Source organism: Escherichia sp. WS33, assembly GCF_046486385.1.
Classification (GTDB): domain Bacteria; phylum Pseudomonadota; class Gammaproteobacteria; order Enterobacterales; family Enterobacteriaceae; genus ECMA0423.
Map to the genome: position 1 here is coordinate 159,137 of NZ_JBJQLJ010000004.1, position 21,683 is coordinate 180,819.

Consider the following 21,683-nt stretch of genomic DNA (forward strand, 5'->3'; position numbering starts at 1 on the left):
TATGTCTGTGGTAATTAGTGATGCATGGCGTCAGCGTTTTGGTGGCACAGCGCGTCTGTATGGTGAAAAAGCGTTGCAACTGTTTGCTGACGCGCATATTTGTGTGGTTGGTATCGGTGGTGTCGGTTCCTGGGCGGCGGAAGCGCTGGCGCGCACGGGGATTGGCGCAATCACGCTTATCGATATGGATGATGTGTGCGTCACCAATACCAATCGGCAAATTCACGCTCTGCGCGATAACGTCGGGCTGGCAAAAGCGGAAGTCATGGCGGAGCGTATTCGCCAGATTAACCCGGAGTGCCGTGTAACGGTGGTGGATGATTTCGTGACGCCGGATAACGTAGCGCAGTATATGAGCGTGGGTTATTCGTACGTGATTGATGCCATTGATAGTGTACGGCCCAAAGCGGCGCTGATTGCTTATTGTCGGCGCAATAAAATCCCGCTGGTCACGACCGGTGGCGCGGGTGGGCAGATTGACCCGACGCAGATTCAGGTTACCGATCTGGCGAAAACGATTCAGGATCCGCTGGCGGCGAAGTTGCGCGAGCGCCTGAAAAGCGATTTTGGCGTAGTGAAAAACAGTAAAGGTAAGCTCGGCGTCGATTGCGTGTTTTCTACTGAAGCGCTGGTGTACCCGCAGTCAGACGGTACTGTGTGTGCGATGAAAGCCACGGCAGAAGGGCCGAAGCGGATGGATTGTGCATCTGGATTTGGCGCGGCAACGATGGTGACCGCCACCTTTGGGTTTGTTGCGGTTTCTCATGCGCTGAAGAAGATGATGGCGAAAGCGGCGCGTCAGGGTTAAACAATCAGGTCGGATGCGACGCGAACGTCTTATCCGACCTGGTTCTGTGCTTAAACCTGCTTCGCCGCAGCGATAATCGCCTCGCTTAACGCATTCAACCCCTGGCTGCGTGAGGCGCTAAGCTGTGCACGCAATCCCAGCTCATCAAACAATGCCAGCGGCGACTGTGCCTGCAATTCGGCGACGGTTTTCCCCTCAACGGCAGTCAACAACACCGCCAACAGGCCGCGCACAATGCGCCCTTCGCTGTCGCCAAAGAAGTGCATTTTACCGTTTTCAGTCACGGTATATCCCAGCCAGACGCGGTTTTCGCATCCGGCAATCTCTTTAGCCTGCGCTTTTAACTCGTCTGGCAAAGCCGGAAGCTGTTTCCCCAGCATGATCAACTGGCGATATTTATCTTCCCATTGCGACAACGGTGCGAAGGTATTGCGTAACGTTTCTGCGGTTACGGTTGTGCCGAACGGATGTCCGGCGAATTGCGGGTTTGTCATTAATCCACCAATAATTCCAGCGCGCGGTCAACGGCATTCACCAGCGCATCCACATCACTCTTTGTATTATATGGCGCAAAAGAGGCGCGCAGTGTGCCGGTTACGCCTAATTCTGCCAGTAGCGGCTGAGCGCAATGCTGCCCGGCCCGCAGGGCAATACCGTACTCCGCCAGCAGCGTCACCATATCGCTATGATGAACGCCAGCAAAATCAAAGGCCAGCAGGCTGGAATCCTGGCAGCGGAATGAACGAAAGCCGGGACGTTTCGCCAGCGCATCTTCCGCCAGCGTTGCTAAGCTACGGCTCCAGCTTTCGGCCTGGTTGATATCGTAATCTGCCAGCCATTCCAGCGCCGCGCTTAACCCTATGACACCAGCGACATTTGGCGTTCCAGCTTCCAGTTTCCACGGCGCAGATTGAGTCGTGAAGCCGTCAAAACTCACTTCGTGAACCATTTTGCCGCCGCCCAGCCAGGGCGACATCGCCTCCAGCAGTTCTGATTTACCATACAGCACGCCGATACCTGTCGGGCCATACAGTTTGTGACCTGAAAAAGCATAGAAATCAATATCCAGTTGCTGAACATCCGCGGGGAAATGCACTGCCCCCTGAGCACCATCAACCATCACCACCATCCCGGCTGAATGAGCAAAGGTAATCGCTCGCGCCAGATCCGGGCAACCGCCAGTAACGTTCGACATCTGACCCAACGCCAGAATCCGACTACGGGGAGTAATCAGTTCTGGCAACAAATCGACATCCGGCAGTCGCTGCGCATTAAGCGGCAATTTCACCACTTTGGCTCCAGTTTGTTGGGCGACCATCAGCCAGGGGACGAGGTTGGCGTGGTGTTCTGCCACGCTGACAATAATCTCATCGCCCGGTTGCAGACGCGGACGCGCATAGCATTGTGCCACCATGTTGATGGATTCAGTGGTGCCGCGCGTCCAGACGATAGTTTTATCATCCGGTGCATTCAGTAATTGCGCCACTTTCTCTCGTGCAGCTTCATAACGCGCGGTCAGGCGTTGGGCTTCGGCAAACTGGCTGCGATGGACGTTTCCGGCGCTCAGACTGTAAAACTGTTGGGTGGCTTCAACCACGGCTTCAGGTTTAAGCGCGGTCGCGGCGCTGTCGAGATAGACGCCCGCATCCTGTAGTGCGGGAAACTGGGCGCGAAACTGCGCGGGATTAAAAACGTTCATGGTACTCCTCGGCTTGATGCACCGATCGTGACGCAAAATTCACTTTGATACAAGGAGAGTGCTAACCATCAGAATTATCTGGATATCCTGGCGAAGCCGCGCAAGTAACATATGCTGAATAGTGTTAGGCGTTAATTTTAGCCTGTTAATCAATACTATTAAGATTTATTAATCGCTTTAAGGAGAAGATGATGAAAAAGACTGCCGCAATTATTTCTGCCTGTATGCTGACTTTTGCCCTGAGCGCCTGTTCCGGTTCGAACTATGTGATGCACACCAATGACGGACGTACCATCGTCTCTGACGGCAAACCACAGACTGATAACGATACCGGTATGATTTCGTATAAAGACGCTAATGGCAACAAACAGCAGATCAACCGTACTGACGTGAAAGAGATGGTCGAACTGGATCAGTAATTCGCGATCGCAAGGTAAAAAAAAGCACCGCAATTAGGCGGTGCTACATTAATCACTATGGACAGACAGGGTAAATGTACAGGAAGTGAAAAAAGGTAGCTTTGCTACCATGGTCTGAATCGCAGACCAATTGCAAACACAACAACACAACATCACAACCGTAAGCCAAAAGTTCACCAGAACACGCATTCCGATAAAACTTTTCGTTCCGGCTCAGGAAGTGCCGCCACTATAGGTATTTGCTGGTAGAAGCTCAACGGACAATTTATAATGGCTCAGATTAAAAAAACTAATAGGTTACACAGTGTGATCTAATTGTTAAATTCATTTAACATCAAAGTTTAAAAGCCATGTCTAAACGATTACCACCGCTAAATGCCTTACGAGTTTTTGATGCCGCAGCACGCCATTTAAGTTTCACTCGCGCAGCAGAAGAGCTTTTTGTGACCCAGGCCGCAGTAAGTCATCAAATCAAGTCTCTTGAGGATTTTTTGGGGCTAAAACTGTTCCGCCGCCGTAATCGTTCACTCCTGCTGACCGAGGAAGGGCAAAGCTATTTCCTCGATATCAAAGAGATATTTTCGCAATTAACCGAAGCGACGCGTAAACTCCAGGCCCGTAGCGCCAAGGGGGCGTTGACGGTCAGTTTACTCCCCAGTTTCGCCATTCATTGGTTGGTTCCGCGACTTTCCAGCTTTAATTCAGCTTATCCGGGAATTGACGTTCGAATCCAGGCGGTTGATCGTCAGGAAGATAAGCTGGCGGATGATGTTGATGTGGCGATATTTTATGGTCGGGGCAACTGGCCGGGGCTACGGGTGGAAAAACTGTACGCCGAATATTTATTGCCGGTGTGTTCGCCGCTACTGCTGACAGGCGAAAAACCCTTGAAGACCCCGGAAGATCTGGCTAAACATACGTTATTACATGATGCGTCACGCCGTGACTGGCAGACATATACCCGACAGTTGGGGTTAAATCATATCAACGTTCAGCAAGGGCCAATTTTTAGTCATAGCGCCATGGTGCTGCAAGCGGCTATTCACGGGCAGGGAGTGGCGTTGGCAAATAACGTGATGGCGCAATCTGAAATCGAGGCCGGACGTCTTGTTTGCCCGTTTAATGATGTTCTGGTCAGTAAAAACGCTTTTTATCTGGTTTGTCATGACAGCCAGGCAGAACTGGGTAAAATAGCCGCCTTTCGCCAATGGATCCTGGCGAAAGCCGCTGCTGAACAAGAAAAATTCCGCTTTCGTTATGAACAATAATTTACGTAGGGTACGACCATGACCAGCCGTTTCATGCTGATTTTCGCCGCCATTAGCGGCTTCATTTTTGTGGCTCTGGGCGCTTTTGGCGCGCATGTGTTAAGTAAAACCATGGGGGCCGTTGAGATGGGCTGGATCCAGACCGGCCTCGAATACCAGGCGTTTCATACGCTGGCGATCTTAGGTCTGGCGGTGGCAATGCAGCGTCGCATCAGTATCTGGTTTTACTGGAGTAGCGTTTTCCTCGCGTTAGGCACGGTGTTGTTCAGCGGCAGCCTTTATTGCCTGGCGCTGTCCCATCTGCGTTTGTGGGCGTTTGTCACTCCGGTTGGCGGCGTGAGCTTCCTCGCGGGCTGGGCGTTAATGTTAGTTGGTGCTATCCGTTTAAAGCGCAAGGGCGTAAGTCATGAATAAGGTTGTATTGCTGTGCCGTCCGGGCTTTGAAAAAGAGTGCGCCGCAGAAATTACCGATAAAGCCGGCCAGCGGGAAATTTTCGGTTTTGCCCGCGTGAAAGAGAATGCGGGTTATGTCATTTATGAATGTTATCAACCTGATGATGGCGATAAGTTAATCCGTGAGCTGCCGTTCAGTTCATTAATTTTTGCCCGCCAGTGGTTTGTGGTGGGGGAACTCCTGCAGCATTTGCCGCCAGAAGATCGTATTACCCCCATTGTCGGCATGTTACAGGGCGTAGTAGAGAAGGGCGGTGAACTGCGTGTTGAAGTTGCCGATACCAACGAAAGCAAAGAGTTACTGAAATTCTGCCGTAAATTTACTGTTCCGCTACGCGCTGCCTTGCGCGATGCCGGGGTGCTGGCGAACTATGAAACGCCGAAGCGTCCGGTTGTGCATGTATTCTTTATTGCACCAGGCTGCTGCTATACCGGTTACTCATACAGCAACAATAATTCGCCGTTCTATATGGGCATTCCGCGCCTGAAATTTCCGGCAGATGCGCCGAGTCGTTCCACGCTCAAACTGGAAGAGGCATTTCATGTGTTTATTCCTGCGGATGAGTGGGATGAACGCCTGGCGAACGGGATGTGGGCGGTGGATTTAGGCGCTTGCCCTGGCGGCTGGACCTACCAACTGGTGAAGCGCAACATGTGGGTTTATTCCGTCGACAACGGCCCGATGGCGCAAAGTCTGATGGATACCGGACAGGTGACGTGGCTGCGGGAAGACGGTTTCAAATTCCGTCCGACGCGCAGCAATATCTCCTGGATGGTATGCGATATGGTTGAAAAACCGGCGAAAGTTGCGGCATTGATGGCGCAGTGGCTGGTTAATGGCTGGTGCCGTGAAACCATTTTCAACCTCAAACTGCCGATGAAAAAACGCTACGAAGAAGTGTCACACAATCTGGCGTATATTCAGGCACAGCTTGATGAACATGGCATAAATGCTCAGATTCAGGCGCGGCAGTTGTATCACGATCGCGAAGAAGTGACGGTGCACGTCCGCCGCATCTGGGCTGCGGTGGGTGGTCGTCGCGACGAGCGATAACAGGCAAGGCCGGGGCGTCGTCTCCGGCCTGCTACCCTTTCCGTCAGGCTGTTACCAAAGAAGTTGCAACCTGGCGCTCATCAGAAATAATGTGCGTTACCTCATCCAGATGCCCGATGCGGGCTTCCCCTGAACGATTAAATTTACTTTTATCAATCAATAACAACGATTGCGCGGCACGTTTTAATAGCATCGATTTGTAATCAGCGTTGATGGCATTGGAGTCCCACAATGCGCCGCTGCTATCGATCCCTTCACAAGAAAAAATAAACAGATCGATTTCCAGCGATTTAAGTTGGGAAATCAGCGAGGGATTGACGTAACAGCCATATTTGCGCTCAAGTGTGCCGCCGGAACTGATCAGTTGAATGCGTTCGCGTTTACCGAGTTCATGGCAAATCGGATGGCTATTGGTGAAGACCTGAATGTTGATGTCAGGCAACTGGCGTGCCAGATACCAGCAAGTTGAACTGGCGTCTAAGGCTATCACCATCCCTTCTTCAATCCACGCGAGCGCCTCGCGCGCGATATCTGCTTTATGCGCATAATGGCTTTTCAGCCGGATGTGAAAGGGATCGCCACTGTCTTGATTTTGACGGTGGATATATTTAGCGCGTCCATGATTGCGCAGAATTTTACCCTGCGTCTGTAATTCATTGAGATCGCGACGAATGGTTTCTTTACTGACCTTTAGCTGTTCAGAGAGAGCTTCCGTGGTCAGGCTGGTATGGTTCAGCAGCAGGTCGACTATCGCTTGCTGGCGTGCCGCTTTCATATTTTTCACCCCATCATTCGATAACCGCCCGCGTCATGCGGGCGTACCGGTATGAGATTACGGTGTTACCCCTTTTTTTAAAAGAATATTCCCGTACTTCGCTCGTTCGCCTGTGATAACGATCGCAAAGGCTTTTTGCGCCCGTTCATAAAACGCAAAACGATTGATGCGGATGATGTCAGGACACGGGGCTTGTAGTGAAAGCGCATTACGGTAACGTCGTTCTACTTCAGGATCGAGAGTGTCACCTTCTACCGCTGCCATCATCACCAGCGGCGGTGCATAACTGTCCAGCTCAAATAACGGGATAATCGCCTGGAGCAAGTCGCTCACCAACAGGCCATCAGCGCGGATCACCTGCGGTCCCATCGAATGGGCGGGAAAGTGAGCATCGGAAAAAATAATTTCATCTCCATGTCCCATCTCTGCCAGCACTTTCAATAGTTCGGGAGAAATTAACGGCGAAATTGTTTTCAGCATTTCACACTTCCTCTATAAATTCAGGTTCAGTTTGCGGGTAGAAATAACGGTACTGATAATGAATCTGTGCACGGGCTTCTTCCGGGCTGTTGAATTCCCCTACGCCATACCAACCGAACAGCGCAGCTCCTGCGACGGTCGTTTCGGCATCGTCGAGAACTTTTACCGGAATATCAAGCATATTGGCTTTAATCTGATTCCACAATGTGTTGCGACTTCCTCCACCGACTAACAATAATTCAGAGGCCTTAAAGTGCCCGATTTTTTCCAGCATCTGTAGATTGCGCTGTAATTGCGCAGTTAACCCTTCCAGCGCCGCGCGATAGAAATGCCCCCGCGTGGTATTAAGCGTCACTCCTTGCCAGCCAGCGTTCTGACACGACAATAAATCACACTGCATTTTTACGCCATCCGCGCCAGGCGCGATCAGACGAGCTTCTTCAATCAACATTTGCCAGGGTGTTTCAGCCGTCCAGAACAGTTTTCTCACCCATTCCAGCACGCCGGATGCCAGCCATTGCATACCTGGGTTATACAACCCTGCCTGGCTATCCAGTTCGCAGGTGGAACCGGCGTACTGACTTAACAGCGAAGTATCAACCTGGGCGCTACGGACCATTAAAATTTCCCATGTACCGGAAGAGAGCACGGGTTCATTTTGGTCGGCACCAGCGCCAAAAAGGGCGAACTGGGTATCGTGACCTGCGGAAATCACCGGTATGCCAACGGGTAAGCCGAGCATTGCTGCGGCGCTGTTCTGTAGCGTACCAATCTGTTCACCCGCTTCCACCAGACGAGGGAAGAGTCGGCGTGGAATACCGGTGGCTTGTAAAATTTGCGGACTGAAATCGCGTTGCTGGATATCCAGCATCTGGCTGGTTCCGGCCATCGTGATATCAGTAGTGAATTCGCCGGTTAAACGGTGGTTAATCAGCGACGAAATAAAGAGCCAGGCGTGCGCGCGTTCCAGCAGTTGTGGATGATTTTCTTTCAACCACACCAACTTATATAACGTATTGAAACTAAAGGCTCCGACGCCAGAAATAGCCTGCAACCGCTGTGCGGAGATCAACTGTTCAATATTGTCCATAACCGCTGCTGTTCGCGGACATTTCCAGCTAATGATCGGATAGAGCAGATTGCCTTGCTTATCTACCAGAGCGCCATCCACACCAAAGGTGGTGACGGCGATACCGCGGATGTGGCATTCAGTCAGTTCACTATTGATTTGCCGACAGCAATCAGCAAAGCGTTGCAAAATGGCGTCTAAAGACCACTGGTGCCAGGTGTTGTTTTCCATCGCGATATCGCTGGCATTAGGCGTTGAGGCGCGGGCAACAATTTTTCCCTGCCGATTAACCGCGATGGCCCTGACATTGGTCGCGCCACAGTCGAGTACCAGGATAACTTCTTGTTTCATAATCGCTCCTGCAATATAGCCGGATAACATTGCTTATCCGGCTAACCACTCTTGCTTGTTCAGGCCCGGTAGCCGGAGCGACCGGGCATCACATCAGGGAGTAATGTATTAACGCTTGTACAACGGGCCGTAGTTCTGGCAAGCGCGGTAATCCTGGCCTTCAATATCCATGCCGTGCGCAGCCCAGGCAGAAGGACGATACACTTTGGTCTCTTCAACGTTGTGCATACATACCGGGATACGCAGCATGGAGGCGAGAGTGATAAAGTCTGCGCCAACGTGGCCGATGGTCAGAACCCCATGGTTAGCGCCCCAGTTCGCCATTACCGAGTACACATCCGTAAACGGCCCTTTACCGGTGAGGCGCGGTGCAAACCAGGTGGTTGGCCAGGTTGAGTTGGTGCGTTTGTTGAGGATGTCATGCACATCCTTCGGCAATTCCACGCTCCAGCCTTCCGCGATTTGCAGTACCGGTCCCAGGCCTTTGATGATGTTGACACGGGTCATGGTGAACGGGACGCCGCCTTCGGTAAGGAAGCGGGAAGAGTAACCGCCGCCACGGAAGTATTCGTGGATCGCCGGGCACCATTCGGTAGCGGCGAGGCAAGCGTCAGCCTCTTGCTGAGAGATTTCCCAGTGCGGCTTCATCGTCGGGTTACCTTCGCTGTCGCGTTGTTTACAGGAACCGTCCAGCGCAGCAGAACCGGAGTTGATCAAATGGATGATGCCGTGTTCTGCCAGTCCATCGAGTTTATGCCCCGTTACACGCTCAATTGCTTCTGGTGACCAGTAGGTACGCACATCGGCAAATACCTGAGCGGTGCCGGTGAGCTGGTGACCCATTAGCATTGCCACGCCGTTAAGACTGTCGTTTTCGGTCGCCACGACAAAGGGTTCGCGCACGCCATTCCAGTCAAATGAACTGTTAAGGATCGCTTCGGCGGTGTCACCATTGGGATATTGATCGGTCCAGTGACGTTGCCCCTGGAAGCCCGCAGCGATGGCGTTGTAGCCAAGTGATTCTTCCACGCGACCAATATCGGCCAGTTTGCTGTTGCCTTGCATCATGTCGCGGATACACATCGCCATCAGTAAACTTTCGCGCAGAACTGCGCGGCTTTGCTCGGCATTGCGTTGATACTGTTTGTTATTTTCATCTTCGCCATAGCGGAAGTTTTTATCAGCCCAGGTCAGTGCCATTTCCAGTTCGGCTTCGTCGTAAATCTTCTGATCGATACGGCGACGCAGTTCGGTCATATCCACCGCCTGGACTTTCATTCCCAGCCAGGATTCAAAGAAGTTGTGATCAACAATAGAACCGGCGATACCCATCGAAACGCCGCCCAGCGACAGATAGCTTTTACCTTTCATGCTGGCGACGGCCAAACCGGCGCGGGCAAAGCGCAGCAGTTTTTCTTCAACATCGGCAGGAATCGATGTGTCATCGGCATCCTGAACGTCATGACCGTAAATGGAGAATGCCGGGATGCCTTTCTGGCTGTGAGCTGCCAGAGCCGCTGCCAGGTAAACAGCGCCGGGACGTTCAGTGCCGTTAAAGCCCCAAATGGCTTTCGGGCGGGTTGGATCCATGTCGATGGTTTCACTGCCATAGCACCAGCAAGGCGTTACCGTAATGGTGAGGCCTACATTCTGACTGCTGAATTTTTCTTCGCAAGCAGCGGCTTCAGCCATACCCGCGATACAGGTATCGGAAATGACACACTCGACGGCAGCTCCGCAGGCATGGCGCAGTTTCTCGGTCAGCAGTGCGGCCGTAGCTTTCGCCATATTCATTGTTTGTTCTTCAAGCGACTCACGAACACCCATGCGACGACCGTCAATAACCGGGCGGATACCAATTTTCGGTAAGCTGATTTTTTTCATTACAGATTCCTCACTTTATTCGGAAAATATGTTCAGTTAGTTGCCGTTTGAGAGCGGAAACGGGCAAAGATAAAGATGACCGCGAAGCAGAGTGCGGGGATCAGTTCAGCAGTGGGGATGTTGCCCGCCGCGTCACTGACAAAACCCATGACCGGAGTGACAATACCGCCGCCAATGATGGTCATAACGATGAAGGACGAACCGTATTTGGTGTCCTGGCCGAGATTCTTAATGCCCAGCGAGAAGATTGTTGGGTACTGAATCGACATAAAGGCGCTGCATAAAGTCAGGGCTATTAAGCCCACATGACCGCCAGCGAAGGCTGAGATCAGGCACAGTGCCATAGCGATTAATGCGTAGGCGGCCAGGACTTTGTGTGGTGCGAAGCGACTGATGAGCCAGGTACCGGTGAAACGACCAATAAAGAAGCACACCATGGTTCCGGTTAAATAGTTAGCGGCAAAGCCTGCAGTCATACCTGGAATTTCTTCTACAGCGTAGCGAATCAAATAGCTCCAGCAGGCCGTTTGTGCGCCAACGTAGCAGAATTGCGCTAATACCGCCCAGCGCCAGTGACGAATACGCGCCAGACGAGAAAGCGATGCGGAGAACGATCCTTGTTTGGCGTCACTGTGATTATCACTCTGCAATGCCGGGAATTTCGTCAGCATGATCAGCAGGGCGACCAGTAACACGATAGCCACGATGATCATATAAGGTGTCTGTACCGATAATACCAGGCTGTGTTTATACGCACTCAATTGCTCTGGAGACATTTTATCGAGAACGTCTTGCGATTGATGTGGCACGTTAGACAAAATAAGACTTTGCCCAAAGACAACCGCGATAATTGCGCCAAACGAGTTAAATGTTTGCGCAAGATTTAAGCGGAAGTGACCACTGCTTTCCGGCCCTAATACCGTAACAAAAGGGTTTGCGGCAGTTTCCAGACAACCTAATCCGGCTGCAATAATAAATAGGCCAACTAAAAATAAGGTGTAGTTCATTATTTCTGCAGCGGGCCAGAATAATGCAGCGCCCAAGGCATATAAAAATAATCCGGTAATAATCCCTGCTTTATAACTGAGTTTTTTCATCAATATCCCAGCAGGGATTGGGATAATGAAATAACCAAAGTAAAAGGCCGATTGGATCAGGCCAGCCTGGAAATTTGTCAGCGTAAAAGCCTGCTGGAATTGAGGTAATAAAATGTCGTTAAGGTTATTGGCTACCGCCCAAAGAAAAAACAGTGAGCACAGCAGCGCGAATGGAATAATGTAACTTCTGCTTTGCCCTGCATCTTTATCTACCGCACGGTAACTCTGCGTTTGTATTGATGTGTTTCCCATAGCATCCTCTTAGGTTCAGAAGCTTAAGCACGTAATCGGTTATGTTTTCAAAAGTGCAAAACCAGCGAGTTCGGGCTTCATATCAGTGAATATTTGCCTGTCTGAAATGAACTCATGGATTCATTTTCAAATAAAAAACGCTCTGTAATATGACGGCGGTCACACTTATTAGCTGGAAGGTGACTTTATGTGACTACCATCACTTTAATAATCGAAATTTCATGCCCGTTTCAGAAAATAAATCATAAAAAACACAAACCAGATGACCGTATTAATTGTTTATGCCGAAAACGGGCATTCCTGGCTTGAGTGAATAGAAAAATGACCGTTTTGATAAATATTTTTAAGAGCGGTCATTTTTAATGGGGTTATAAAAAGAGAACTTGCAGTTATTTACTGTGATTAGTTGAACCAGGTCACAAAATATAAGCTTGTGAATTTCTTTCTGGTTAATCAGGAAGAAGATGGTGGGTAATTAAACGGCTAATTCAATAGTGTGAAAGGAACAACATTATTGCCCTGTTTTGAATCAGAGAGAGGTAGCTAATGGAACGAAATAAACTTGCTCGTCAGATTATTGACACTTGCCTGGAAATGACCCGCCTGGGACTGAACCAGGGGACAGCGGGGAACGTCAGTGTACGTTATCAGGATGGGATGCTGATTACGCCTACAGGCATTCCATATGAAAAACTGACGGAGTCGCATATTGTCTTTATTGATGGCAACGGTAAACATGAGGAAGGAAAGCTCCCCTCAAGCGAATGGCGTTTCCATATGGCGGCCTATCAAAGCAGACCGGATGCCAACGCGGTTGTTCACAATCATGCCGTTCATTGCACGGCAGTTTCCATTCTTAACCGATCGATCCCCGCTATTCACTACATGATTGCGGCGGCTGGCGGTAATTCTATTCCTTGCGCGCCTTATGCGACCTTTGGAACACGTGAACTTTCTGAACATGTTGCGCAGGCTCTCAAAAATCGTAAGGCAACTTTGTTACAACATCATGGGCTTATCGCTTGTGAGGTGAATCTGGAAAAAGCGTTATGGCTGGCGCATGAAGTTGAAGTGCTGGCGCAACTTTACCTGACGACCCTGGCGATTACGGACCCGGTGCCAGTGCTGAGCGATGAAGAGATTGCCGTAGTGCTGGAGAAATTCAAAACCTATGGGTTACGAATTGAAGAGTAATTTCGTAAAGCAACAAGGAGAAGGATGATGGCTAACAGAATGATTCTGAACGAAACGGCATGGTTTGGTCGGGGTGCTGTTGGGGCTTTAACCGATGAGGTGAAACGCCGTGGTTATCAGAAGGCGCTGATCGTCACCGATAAAACGCTGGTGCAATGCGGCGTGGTGGCGAAAGTGACCGATAAGATGGATGCTGCAGGGCTGGCATGGGCGATTTACGACGGCGTAGTGCCCAACCCAACAATTACTGTCGTCAAAGAAGGGCTCGGTGTATTCCAGAATAGCGGCGCGGATTACCTGATCGCTATTGGTGGTGGTTCTCCACAGGATACTTGTAAAGCGATTGGCATTATCAGCAACAACCCGGAGTTTGCCGATGTGCGTAGCCTGGAAGGACTTTCCCCGACCAATAAACCCAGTGTACCGATTCTGGCAATCCCCACCACAGCAGGCACTGCGGCAGAAGTGACCATTAACTACGTGATCACTGACGAAGAAAAACGGCGCAAGTTTGTTTGCGTTGATCCGCATGATATCCCGCAGGTGGCGTTTATTGACGCTGACATGATGGATGGTATGCCTCCAGCGCTGAAAGCTGCGACGGGTGTCGATGCGCTCACTCATGCTATTGAGGGGTATATTACCCGTGGCGCGTGGGCGCTAACCGATGCACTGCACATTAAAGCGATTGAAATCATTGCTGGGGCGCTGCGAGGATCGGTTGCTGGTGATAAGGATGCCGGAGAAGAAATGGCGCTCGGGCAGTATGTTGCGGGTATGGGCTTCTCGAATGTTGGGTTAGGGTTGGTGCATGGTATGGCGCATCCACTGGGCGCGTTTTATAACACTCCACACGGTGTTGCAAACGCCATCCTGCTACCGCATGTCATGCGCTATAACGCTGACTTTACCGGTGAGAAGTACCGCGATATCGCGCGCGTTATGGGCGTGAAAGTGGAAGGTATGAGCCTGGAAGAGGCGCGTAATGCCGCTGTTGAAGCGGTGTTTGCTCTCAACCGTGATGTCGGTATTCCGCCACATTTGCGTGATGTTGGGGTACGCAAGGAAGACATTCCGGCACTGGCGCAGGCGGCACTGGATGATGTTTGTACCGGTGGCAACCCGCGTGAAGCAACGCTTGAGGATATTGTAGAGCTTTACCATACCGCCTGGTAAATGCGCTGATGTGATAATGCCGGATACGACGTTTGCGGCGTATCCGGCTCGCCGTTACCGTACCAACCGCAATTGCTGTAAATTGCCGTCGATATGCAAATCGGTTTGTAAGCGGGCAATATCGCGGCACAGAAACGCCATCTCTTTATGGGTTTCTAATTTTTTGCGCCACTTTTCGGCAACCGCATCCAGATTCTCATATATCCCTTCCAGACTCTGAAACTCGACCAGCAGCTGCGTGGCGCTTTTTGGTCCGATTCCCGCAACACCCGGTACCTTTGAACTGCTGATCCCCGCAAGTCCCCAGTAATCGGGCAACTGCTGCGGTTGAACGCCAAATTCTTTATCGATAAATGGCGCATCCAGCCAACGTTTCTGGAAGTAATCACGAATACGTAATGTCGGTGAAAGTAACTGACAGTAGCCTTTATCTGTCGAAACAATCGTTGCCTGATGCCCGGCCTGTGTCACTTTGACCGCCAGCGTGGCGGCTAAGTCATCGGCTTCGTTGCCGCTGGTTGACCAGCACGGGACGCCGCGTTGCTCAAAGGCGGCGCGTAATGCAGGCATCTCGTCGTGCAACTCTTCCGGCATTGGCGGTCGACCCGCTTTGTAATCTGGTAAACGCTGATGACGCCAGCCGCTACTGCGGTTTTCATCATCAAAAACGGCGACCGCGTGGGTTGGCTGGCTGTGCATAATGAGCTGATCGAGCGCATGCTGGCAGGTTTCGACACAGGGCGATCCCTGAACGGCATGAATGCGACGAATAAGATTCAGTGCATCGACAATAAGCAAATGAACAGCCACGATAACCCCCTTAAAGATCAGGCGATAAGGGTAACATTCGATGCCGGAACAGGCTACGGCTGGATGAGAAATCGGGAAGAGGCCTCGCAAAACGAGGCCTCTGGAGAGCGATTAATCGCAGGCAACGATCTTCATTGCCAGGCCGCCGCGAGAGGTTTCGCGGTACTTGGCGTTCATATCTTTACCTGTTTCGTACATGGTTTCGATAACTTTATCGAGGCAGACGCGCGGCTCGCTGGTACGGCGTAGCGCCATACGTGCGGCGTTCACCGCTTTTACTGCCGCAATGGCGTTACGCTCGATGCATGGCACCTGGACCTGTCCGGCGACCGGGTCACACGTCAGACCGAGGTTGTGCTCCATGGCGATTTCCGCCGCGATGCACACCTGCGCCGGGCTTGCACCTAACAGTTCTGCCAGACCAGCCGCCGCCATTGAGCACGCCACACCAACTTCACCCTGGCAGCCGACTTCAGCACCAGAAATTGACGCGTTCATCTTATAAAGAGAACCAATGGCACTGGCTACCAGCAGGTAACGAGCCAGTGAGTTAGCGTTCACTTCGCGGATAAACTTGTCGTAGTACGCCAGCACTGCCGGGATAATCCCGCACGCACCGTTAGTCGGCGCAGTCACCACGCGTCCGCCAGCAGCGTTCTCTTCGTTCACTGCCAGTGCAAACATGTTGATCCAGTCAACAACCGCCATCGGGTCAGTGGTGGTTTTATCCTGGCTGACCAGCATCCGGCGTAGTGCCGCAGCACGGCGTGGAACGCGCAGTTTGCCAGGCAACACGCCTTCGGTGGAAATACCGCGCTCAATACCGCCACGCATGACTTCCCATACGTTCGCCAGGTGCTGTTCCAGCTCTTCTTTGCTGTGCAGCGCCAGCTCATTTTTCATCATCAGGCCAGAGAGTGACAGCCCGGTTTCCTGACAATGTTTTTGCAGATCGGCTGCTGAACTGTACGGATAAGGAACTTCAACCGGTGCGCTATTCTGCTGGCCAAAATGCTCTTCATCAACGATAAAGCCACCGCCAATAGAGTAGTAAGTCTGGCTGTAAACGACTTTATCGCCCGCCAGCGCGGTAATGCGCATACCGTTTTCATGCAGAGAAAGGTTGTCTGCATGGAAGTTCATGCACTGATCAACCGGGAACTCCACTTCATGCTGACCGTTTGCCAGCATCAGGCGACCATGAGTATTCACATCCTGAATAAAACCAGGGATGGAATCGATATCCACGGTATCCGGCAGGTTACCCGCCAGGCCCATAATAATGGCGATATCAGTGTGGTGGCCTTTACCGGTCAGAGAGAGCGAGCCGTACACGTCAACCACCACGCGGGTCACGTCTTTAAGCAGATTACGGGCAATCAGATCGTCGGTAAATTGTTTACCCGCTTTCATTGGTCCAACGGTATGAGAACTGGAAGGGCCAATGCCGATTTTGAAAATATCGAATACGCTAATCATAGGAAATACATCGCGTTAAAACGGAGGAAGCGCCGCCCGAAAGCGGCGCGAAAGGACTTAGCTGAACAGAGAGTAGAAGATTGCGGAGATTGCAATCAGACCCATCACGACAACGAATACGTTGCTGATGTGACCGCTGTACTTACGCATTGCCGGTACTTTCTGAATTGCGTACATCGGCATCAGGAACAGGATCATCGCGATGATTGGGCCGCCCAGGGTTTCAATCATACCCAGGATGCTCGGGTTCAGGGTGGCAACAATCCAGGTCGTTACCAGCATGAACAGCGCAGTGATACGGTTCAGCTTGTTGATTTCGATAGACTTACCTTTACCACGCAGAGATTTAATCACCATACCGTTGAAGCCTTCACGTGCGCCCAGGTAGTGGCCGAGGAAGGATTTGGTGATAGCGATAATCGCGATAATCGGAGCCATCCACGCGATAACCGGTGCGTTAAAGTGGTTAGCCAGGTAAGACAGAATCGAGATGTTCTGCTCTTTAGCCGCAGCCAGGTCTGCCGGAGTCAGGCTCAGTACGCAGCTGAAGACGAAGAACATTACGGTCAGCACCATCATGATGTGTGCGAATGCAAGGATCTTCGAGCATTTCTGTTCTGCCATATCGCCGTACTCTTCACGCTTCGCAACGGCGAAAGAAGAGATGATCGGAGAGTGGTTGAACGAGAACACCATTACCGGAATTGCCAGCCACAGGGTCATCCACAGACCGTTCCCGGTTGCAGATGCAGTGTCCAGAGACAGCGTTTCCAGTGCTGCGCCGTTCCACTGCGGGATCAGGTACAGAGCCAGCAGCATCAGTACGCCAACAAACGGGAATACCAGAATACTCATCGCTTTAACGATCATCTGCTCACCGAAGCGAACGATGGTCATCATACCCACGATCAGGATCAGCGACAGAATCGCACGCGGCGGTGGTGTCATACCCAGCTGGTGAGACATGAAGCTTTCAACTGTATTGGTGATTGCTACGCTATAAACCAGCAGGATCGGGTAGATAGCGAAGAAATAGAGCAGGGTAATCAGTTTACCTGCGCCAATACCAAAGTGTTCTTCTACAACCTCGGTGATGTCTTCGCCCGGGTTTTTACCAGACAGTACGAAGCGAGTCAGGCCGCGGTGAGCAAAAAACGTCATCGGGAACGCAAGGATAGCCATGATGATCAGCGGGATCATACCGCCAACACCGGCGTTGATTGGCAGGAACAGCACGCCCGCGCCGATTGCCGTGCCGTAAAGGCCCAGCATCCACATGGTGTCTGTCTTGCGCCAGGCACTACGAGAGTCTTTCGACGCAATCGTGCTGGTTTGAGTCGTTTCCATCTATTTCTCCTGGAGGAATGCAAATAATTCAGCTTTTAGCCAGTTCAGCCCGGGAAGGTGCCTGACCGTAAAAATGAAATCTGTCTATCGGCGATGGCTTAATCATTTACCGCCGTAATAATTTGAGGGCGGAAAGATACACACAAGTTATGTATCTATCAGTGATCTTGATCTCAAATACAATAATCTACTTGGAAGATAGATTATCCCAACGCTTTACTCTGTAAATCAAAAGTAAAAGAGAATTTAAGGGCAATATTTGCCCATTAAACGACATCTGACTTCTTCCGGGGCGCGCAATATATGTAGGTTGAACTGAAAAAATCAATACTTTTAGTTAATCATGGCGATAATTTCTTTTTCATAGCGATAAAATACGGTTTATGAAAATAGGGAAACGTTTGCGTTGCAATATAAATTGTATGACATATTAACTGTGATGATATTTGTCGCGTGAGGGTGGTAAGAAACATTCATATAACAAATGAAATGAGTTGATGAGTAAGTGACCAAAAACGAGAAAACCCGGCAACAAACGTCACCGGGGGAGGGGAGATTACGTGCAGATTTCGTAGCAAGGGATGTAGGCTGAGCCTGGCAACTTCATACGATGCTGGGCAACAAAACCCTGTAGCAGGTCGTCCATACGACGCATAATCTCTTTATCGCCGTTGATTTTGTAAGGACCAAACTCTTCAATGGCGCGAATACCGACTTCTTTTACGTTACCCGCCACAATACCGGAGAACGCACGGCGCAGGTCGGCAGCCAGCACTTCAACAGGTTGATCCGGGTAAAGCTTCAGATTAGCCATATTCTCGTGAGACGGCTCAAACGGCATTTGCAAATCTGGTGCAATGCGCATTGACCAGTTAAAGCTGTAAGCGTCACCAGTGTCGCGGCGATTTTCTTTCACCAGCGGCATCGATTTTTTCATCTGACGAGCGACTTCAGCGGCGTCATCAATGATGATGCGGTAATGGCGGCGCGCGTTTTCGCCCAGCGTATGTACGACAAACTCGTCCAGTACGCGGAAGTAGTCGGCGCTCTCTTTCGGGCCGGTGAGGATCAATGGTAAAACCTGATCTTTGTTGGCCGGGTTCATTAAAATTCCCAGCAAATACAGCAACTCTTCTGCCGTACCCACACCGCCAGGGAAGATAATGATGCCGTGAGCGATACGGACAAACGCTTCCAGACGTTTTTCGATATCCGGCATGATGATCAATTCGTTGACCAGCGGGTTAGGCGGTTCAGCGGCGATAATCGACGGCTCTGTCATACCAATAAAACGACTGTCTTTGTAACGCTGCTGCGCGTGTCCGACCGCAGCACCTTTCATCGGCGCTTCCATCGCTCCCGGACCACAGCCGGTGCAGATATTCAGCTCACGCAGGCCCAGCTGGTTTCCGACGCGACGGGCATACAAATACTCATTTTCGTTAATTGAGTGACCGCCCCAGCAGACCACCATATTTGGCGCTTCACCCACATGCAGCGCGCGAGCGTTACGCAAGATGGAAAAGACCAGGTTAGTGATGTGGACGGAGTTGTCGAGATTCAGGTTGGGAAAACGAACGGTATTATGGATTTGCCCGTAAACGAAGAGAATGTCTCGCAGAACCGCGAACAAGTTGGCCTGCAAAGCGCGAATAATTCGCCCATCGACAAAAGCCTCTTCCGGGGGATTAATCAGTTCCAGCTTTACGCCGCGTTCACGGCGCAGGACGTTAATATCGAAATTTTCAAAACGAGACAGCAATTCTTTGCTGTTATCGGTCAAACTACCGGAGTTCAGTACGGCAAGTGAACAGTTGCGAAACAGTTGATAGAGGTCGCTGCTGGCGGTGCGTTTAAGCATATCCACTTCCAGCTGCGACAACATATCCATGGAGCCAAGCGGGCTAATATGTGTAATCAAGAAAAACTCCTTATGGGACGAATATCGTCATTCCCTTTGATTACAATAGCCCTGCCTGATGACCTTTCACAACCTTCTGCGTGAATCCAGCACGCAAAATTGAGAAAAAATTTATTGCCGAACCAGTCTTGTGGTCGATGGGACAAAATCGCTATTACTGCGCCACGGGTTAATGTCCAGACCGCCACGACGGGTATAACGTGCGTAAACGCTTAATTTCTCTGGCTGGCAGAAGCGTAACAGGTCATTAAAGATGCGTTCCACGCACTGTTCGTGGAACTCGTTGTGATGACGGAATGAGACCAGGTAACGCAGCAGTTTTTCTCTGTCAATTTGGCGTCCACGATACTGAATTTGGATCGAACCCCAATCTGGTTGATGGGTGATCAGGCAGTTTGATTTCAGCAGGTGGCTGACAAGCGTCTCTTCCACTACTTTTTCACCGCTGGTGGCATTCTCCAGATAGTCAGTAGTGAATTCATAGTTATCGATAGTGATATCCTGGTCATCAATGCAGGTGCCATTGAAATGACCTATCGGCTGGCCTTCCAGTTCATCAAGACGATATAACGCCACGCTAACCTTACCCTGGGCGCAAGTGCTTAAGTCGCGCTCCAGCGTCTGGCGCACCTCATCCCAGTTATTAAAACGCGTCTGGTTAAAACTGTTGAGATAGAGCTTAAAACTCTTCGACTCAATCAGATTTACGCTGGTGTAATCAAGTTCAACATGACCGACAGCGACCTGCGGCAAACCTTTCGCATTCAGCCAGGAAAGTTCATACAGCGTCCAGATATCCGTACCGTGAAAAGGCAGGTTATCCGCTTTCAGACCCAGCGGGTCGCGATTCAGGCTGCGTGGAACGCCTTGCAGTAGGTTGGCGTCATAGGTATCCCGGTAATCGGTTGATTTTCCAAGAGTCAGGCCCGCAAGTGCCTGATGGTTTGCATAAGAAGACATGTTTCACCGTCATAAACCAGATAAACTAAACGACAAGTGTATCTGGTTTAAGTGAAGAGAGAAATTAGTGGACGATTTGACCGCACAAGCCCTGAAAGATTTTACTGCACGCTACTGCGATGCGTGGCATGAAGAGCATAAAAGCTGGCCGTTAAGTGAGGAACTGTACGGTGTTCCTTCACCGTGCATTATTTCAACTACCGAAGATGCCGTATACTGGCAACCCCAGCCGTTTACCGGGGAACAAAATGTAAACGCGGTTGAACGCGCTTTTGATATTGTGATACAACCCACAATTCATACCTTTTATACGACTCAGTTTGCCGGGGATATGCACGCGCAGTTTGGCGATATCAAACTGACATTGCTGCAAACCTGGAGTGAAGACGACTTCCGTCGGGTGCAGGAAAATCTGATTGGTCATCTGGTGACTCAGAAAAGGCTAAAACTGCCGCCCACGCTATTTATCGCGACGCTGGAAGAAGAGTTAGAGGTCATCTCGGTGTGTAATCTCTCCGGTGAAGTGTGCAAAGAGACGCTGGGAACACGTAAACGGACGCATTTAGCCTCAAATCTTGCGGAATTCCTTAATCAACTTAAGCCTCTTCTGTAATCCAAATACCCCATCTGGTTGTGAGAGATCTCTTACAGACTCTGTAGGAGATCGCCAGGAAATAAGCGAATACTTAAAAAGATAAGAATCGTTATTTTCATTTAAAATCAAAATGTTGATTGTTAATTCTTAACTTTCATATGAAATTTTCCTTAAGGCATTGTCTGTAAGCGCCTTGTAAGACTTCGCGAAAAAGACGATTCTATCTTCGTCGACAGGGAGTCAGACAACGAAGTGAACATCAGGATGATGACACTTCTGCAGGACACACCAGGATGGTGTTTCAGGGAAAGGCTTCTGGATGAAGCGAAGAGGATGACGCAGGACGCGTTAAAGGACACCTCCAGGATGGAGAATGAGAACCGGTCAGGATGATTCGGTGGGTCAGGAAGGCCAGGGACACTTCAGGATGAAGTATCACATCGGGGTGGTGTGAGCAGGAAGCAATAGTTCAGGATGAACGATTGGCCGCAAGGCCAGAGGAAAAGTTGTCAAGGATGAGCAGGGAGCAACAAAAGTAGCTGGAATGCTGCGAAACGAACCGGGAGCGCTGTGAATACAGTGCTCCCTTTTT

At 50.7% G+C, this 21,683-nt stretch carries 20 protein-coding genes; 8 read left to right on the top strand and 12 right to left on the bottom strand.

What is annotated here, in order from left to right; genetic code table 11:
• The first annotated feature begins 1 nt into the window (after position 1).
• Positions 2–808: a tRNA cyclic N6-threonylcarbamoyladenosine(37) synthase TcdA gene (gene tcdA, locus ACJHXA_RS05430; protein WP_000117728.1), complete on the top strand. Its 807-nt coding sequence runs from the start codon at positions 2–4 to the stop codon at positions 806–808.
• A gap of 50 nt (positions 809–858) precedes the next feature.
• Here the strand turns inward: tcdA and csdE are convergent, their stop codons facing one another.
• A complete protein-coding gene (csdE, locus tag ACJHXA_RS05435; RefSeq protein ID WP_000184253.1) occupies positions 859–1,302 on the bottom strand; it encodes a cysteine desulfurase sulfur acceptor subunit CsdE in 444 nt (147 codons plus the stop codon).
• Complete coding sequence (gene csdA, locus ACJHXA_RS05440) at positions 1,302–2,507, bottom strand: cysteine desulfurase CsdA (protein ID WP_001300698.1); 1,206 nt, start codon at positions 2,505–2,507, stop codon at positions 1,302–1,304. Before csdA ends, csdE begins: the two co-directional genes overlap by 1 nt.
• Positions 2,508–2,698: 191 nt before the next feature.
• Here csdA and ACJHXA_RS05445 point away from each other — a divergent pair, with 191 nt between their 5' ends.
• From ACJHXA_RS05445 to rlmM, 4 genes are all read left to right on the top strand, one after another.
• On the top strand, positions 2,699–2,926 hold the full coding sequence (locus ACJHXA_RS05445) for a YgdI/YgdR family lipoprotein (protein ID WP_000750398.1): 228 nt from the start codon (positions 2,699–2,701) through the stop codon (positions 2,924–2,926).
• A 350-nt stretch (positions 2,927–3,276) separates the two neighbouring features.
• Positions 3,277–4,194: a glycine cleavage system transcriptional regulator GcvA gene (gcvA, locus tag ACJHXA_RS05450; protein ID WP_000044401.1), complete on the top strand. Its 918-nt coding sequence runs from the start codon at positions 3,277–3,279 to the stop codon at positions 4,192–4,194.
• 18 nt (positions 4,195–4,212) lie between these two features.
• Positions 4,213–4,608 carry a DUF423 domain-containing protein gene (locus ACJHXA_RS05455; protein ID WP_000203905.1) on the top strand — a complete coding sequence of 132 codons (396 nt, stop codon included), beginning with the start codon at positions 4,213–4,215 and terminating at the stop codon, positions 4,606–4,608.
• Positions 4,601–5,701 carry a 23S rRNA (cytidine(2498)-2'-O)-methyltransferase RlmM gene (rlmM, locus tag ACJHXA_RS05460; protein ID WP_001045520.1) on the top strand — a complete coding sequence of 367 codons (1,101 nt, stop codon included), beginning with the start codon at positions 4,601–4,603 and terminating at the stop codon, positions 5,699–5,701. The genes ACJHXA_RS05455 and rlmM overlap by 8 nt, the downstream gene beginning before the upstream one ends.
• Positions 5,702–5,744: 43 nt before the next feature.
• Here rlmM and fucR read toward each other — a convergent pair whose 3' ends face one another.
• The 5 genes from fucR to fucP form a co-directional block, all read right to left on the bottom strand.
• The gene (fucR, locus tag ACJHXA_RS05465) at positions 5,745–6,476 is read right to left on the bottom strand and encodes an L-fucose operon activator (protein ID WP_000642344.1); all 732 of its coding nucleotides are present in this window, start codon (positions 6,474–6,476) and stop codon (positions 5,745–5,747) included.
• Between the two features lie 57 nt (positions 6,477–6,533).
• Complete coding sequence (fucU, locus tag ACJHXA_RS05470) at positions 6,534–6,956, bottom strand: L-fucose mutarotase (protein ID WP_000920840.1); 423 nt, start codon at positions 6,954–6,956, stop codon at positions 6,534–6,536.
• Position 6,957: 1 nt separating this feature from the next.
• Entirely contained in the window at positions 6,958–8,376 is a 1,419-nt protein-coding gene (gene fucK, locus ACJHXA_RS05475) for an L-fuculokinase (RefSeq protein WP_000808376.1), read from the bottom strand.
• Between the two features lie 108 nt (positions 8,377–8,484).
• Positions 8,485–10,260, bottom strand: coding sequence for an L-fucose isomerase (fucI, locus tag ACJHXA_RS05480; RefSeq protein WP_000724173.1), 1,776 nt, complete (start codon positions 10,258–10,260; stop codon positions 8,485–8,487).
• A 32-nt stretch (positions 10,261–10,292) separates the two neighbouring features.
• Positions 10,293–11,609: an L-fucose:H+ symporter permease gene (gene fucP / locus ACJHXA_RS05485; RefSeq protein ID WP_000528603.1), complete on the bottom strand. Its 1,317-nt coding sequence runs from the start codon at positions 11,607–11,609 to the stop codon at positions 10,293–10,295.
• Between the two features lie 546 nt (positions 11,610–12,155).
• Here fucP and fucA point away from each other — a divergent pair.
• On the top strand, positions 12,156–12,803 hold the full coding sequence (gene fucA / locus ACJHXA_RS05490) for an L-fuculose-phosphate aldolase (protein WP_000440782.1): 648 nt from the start codon (positions 12,156–12,158) through the stop codon (positions 12,801–12,803).
• Positions 12,804–12,830: 27 nt separating this feature from the next.
• Positions 12,831–13,979 carry a lactaldehyde reductase gene (gene fucO / locus ACJHXA_RS05495; protein ID WP_000013588.1) on the top strand — a complete coding sequence of 383 codons (1,149 nt, stop codon included), beginning with the start codon at positions 12,831–12,833 and terminating at the stop codon, positions 13,977–13,979.
• A 54-nt stretch (positions 13,980–14,033) separates the two neighbouring features.
• On the opposite strand, the gene xni is transcribed toward fucO, so the two are convergent.
• From xni to queF, 5 genes are all read right to left on the bottom strand, one after another.
• Entirely contained in the window at positions 14,034–14,789 is a 756-nt protein-coding gene (gene xni / locus ACJHXA_RS05500; RefSeq protein ID WP_000268232.1) for a flap endonuclease Xni, read from the bottom strand.
• Positions 14,790–14,900: 111 nt separating this feature from the next.
• Positions 14,901–16,268, bottom strand: a complete 1,368-nt coding sequence (gene sdaB, locus ACJHXA_RS05505; RefSeq protein ID WP_000626410.1) for an L-serine ammonia-lyase II — start codon at positions 16,266–16,268, stop codon at positions 14,901–14,903.
• Positions 16,269–16,325: 57 nt separating this feature from the next.
• Entirely contained in the window at positions 16,326–17,615 is a 1,290-nt protein-coding gene (gene sdaC, locus ACJHXA_RS05510) for an HAAAP family serine/threonine permease SdaC (protein WP_000450476.1), read from the bottom strand.
• Between the two features lie 556 nt (positions 17,616–18,171).
• On the bottom strand, positions 18,172–19,536 hold the full coding sequence (gene ppnN, locus ACJHXA_RS05515; protein ID WP_000627995.1) for a nucleotide 5'-monophosphate nucleosidase PpnN: 1,365 nt from the start codon (positions 19,534–19,536) through the stop codon (positions 18,172–18,174).
• A gap of 111 nt (positions 19,537–19,647) precedes the next feature.
• A complete protein-coding gene (queF, locus tag ACJHXA_RS05520; protein WP_000100394.1) occupies positions 19,648–20,496 on the bottom strand; it encodes an NADPH-dependent 7-cyano-7-deazaguanine reductase QueF in 849 nt (282 codons plus the stop codon).
• Positions 20,497–20,563: 67 nt separating this feature from the next.
• Between queF and syd the strand changes: the two genes are divergently transcribed.
• Positions 20,564–21,109 carry a SecY-interacting protein gene (syd, locus tag ACJHXA_RS05525; RefSeq protein WP_000342431.1) on the top strand — a complete coding sequence of 182 codons (546 nt, stop codon included), beginning with the start codon at positions 20,564–20,566 and terminating at the stop codon, positions 21,107–21,109.
• The last annotated feature ends 574 nt before the right edge of the window (positions 21,110–21,683 follow it).

Excerpts from the sequence above, each read along its gene's own strand:
- gcvA (WP_000044401.1), top strand. The coding sequence starts at position 3,277 with ATGTCTAAACGATTACCACCGCTAAATGCCTTACGAGTTTTTGATGCC.
- ACJHXA_RS05455 (WP_000203905.1), top strand. The coding sequence starts at position 4,213 with ATGACCAGCCGTTTCATGCTGATTTTCGCCGCCATTAGCGGCTTCATT.
- sdaB (WP_000626410.1), bottom strand. The coding sequence starts at position 16,268 with ATGATTAGCGTATTCGATATTTTCAAAATCGGCATTGGCCCTTCCAGT.
- csdA (WP_001300698.1), bottom strand. The coding sequence starts at position 2,507 with ATGAACGTTTTTAATCCCGCGCAGTTTCGCGCCCAGTTTCCCGCACTA.
- sdaC (WP_000450476.1), bottom strand. The coding sequence starts at position 17,615 with ATGGAAACGACTCAAACCAGCACGATTGCGTCGAAAGACTCTCGTAGT.
- csdE (WP_000184253.1), bottom strand. The coding sequence starts at position 1,302 with ATGACAAACCCGCAATTCGCCGGACATCCGTTCGGCACAACCGTAACC.
- fucA (WP_000440782.1), top strand. The coding sequence starts at position 12,156 with ATGGAACGAAATAAACTTGCTCGTCAGATTATTGACACTTGCCTGGAA.
- fucR (WP_000642344.1), bottom strand. The coding sequence starts at position 6,476 with ATGAAAGCGGCACGCCAGCAAGCGATAGTCGACCTGCTGCTGAACCAT.
- rlmM (WP_001045520.1), top strand. The coding sequence starts at position 4,601 with ATGAATAAGGTTGTATTGCTGTGCCGTCCGGGCTTTGAAAAAGAGTGC.
- fucP (WP_000528603.1), bottom strand. The coding sequence starts at position 11,609 with ATGGGAAACACATCAATACAAACGCAGAGTTACCGTGCGGTAGATAAA.
- queF (WP_000100394.1), bottom strand. The coding sequence starts at position 20,496 with ATGTCTTCTTATGCAAACCATCAGGCACTTGCGGGCCTGACTCTTGGA.
- fucU (WP_000920840.1), bottom strand. The coding sequence starts at position 6,956 with ATGCTGAAAACAATTTCGCCGTTAATTTCTCCCGAACTATTGAAAGTG.
- fucO (WP_000013588.1), top strand. The coding sequence starts at position 12,831 with ATGGCTAACAGAATGATTCTGAACGAAACGGCATGGTTTGGTCGGGGT.
- fucI (WP_000724173.1), bottom strand. The coding sequence starts at position 10,260 with ATGAAAAAAATCAGCTTACCGAAAATTGGTATCCGCCCGGTTATTGAC.
- ACJHXA_RS05445 (WP_000750398.1), top strand. The coding sequence starts at position 2,699 with ATGAAAAAGACTGCCGCAATTATTTCTGCCTGTATGCTGACTTTTGCC.
- tcdA (WP_000117728.1), top strand. The coding sequence starts at position 2 with ATGTCTGTGGTAATTAGTGATGCATGGCGTCAGCGTTTTGGTGGCACA.
- fucK (WP_000808376.1), bottom strand. The coding sequence starts at position 8,376 with ATGAAACAAGAAGTTATCCTGGTACTCGACTGTGGCGCGACCAATGTC.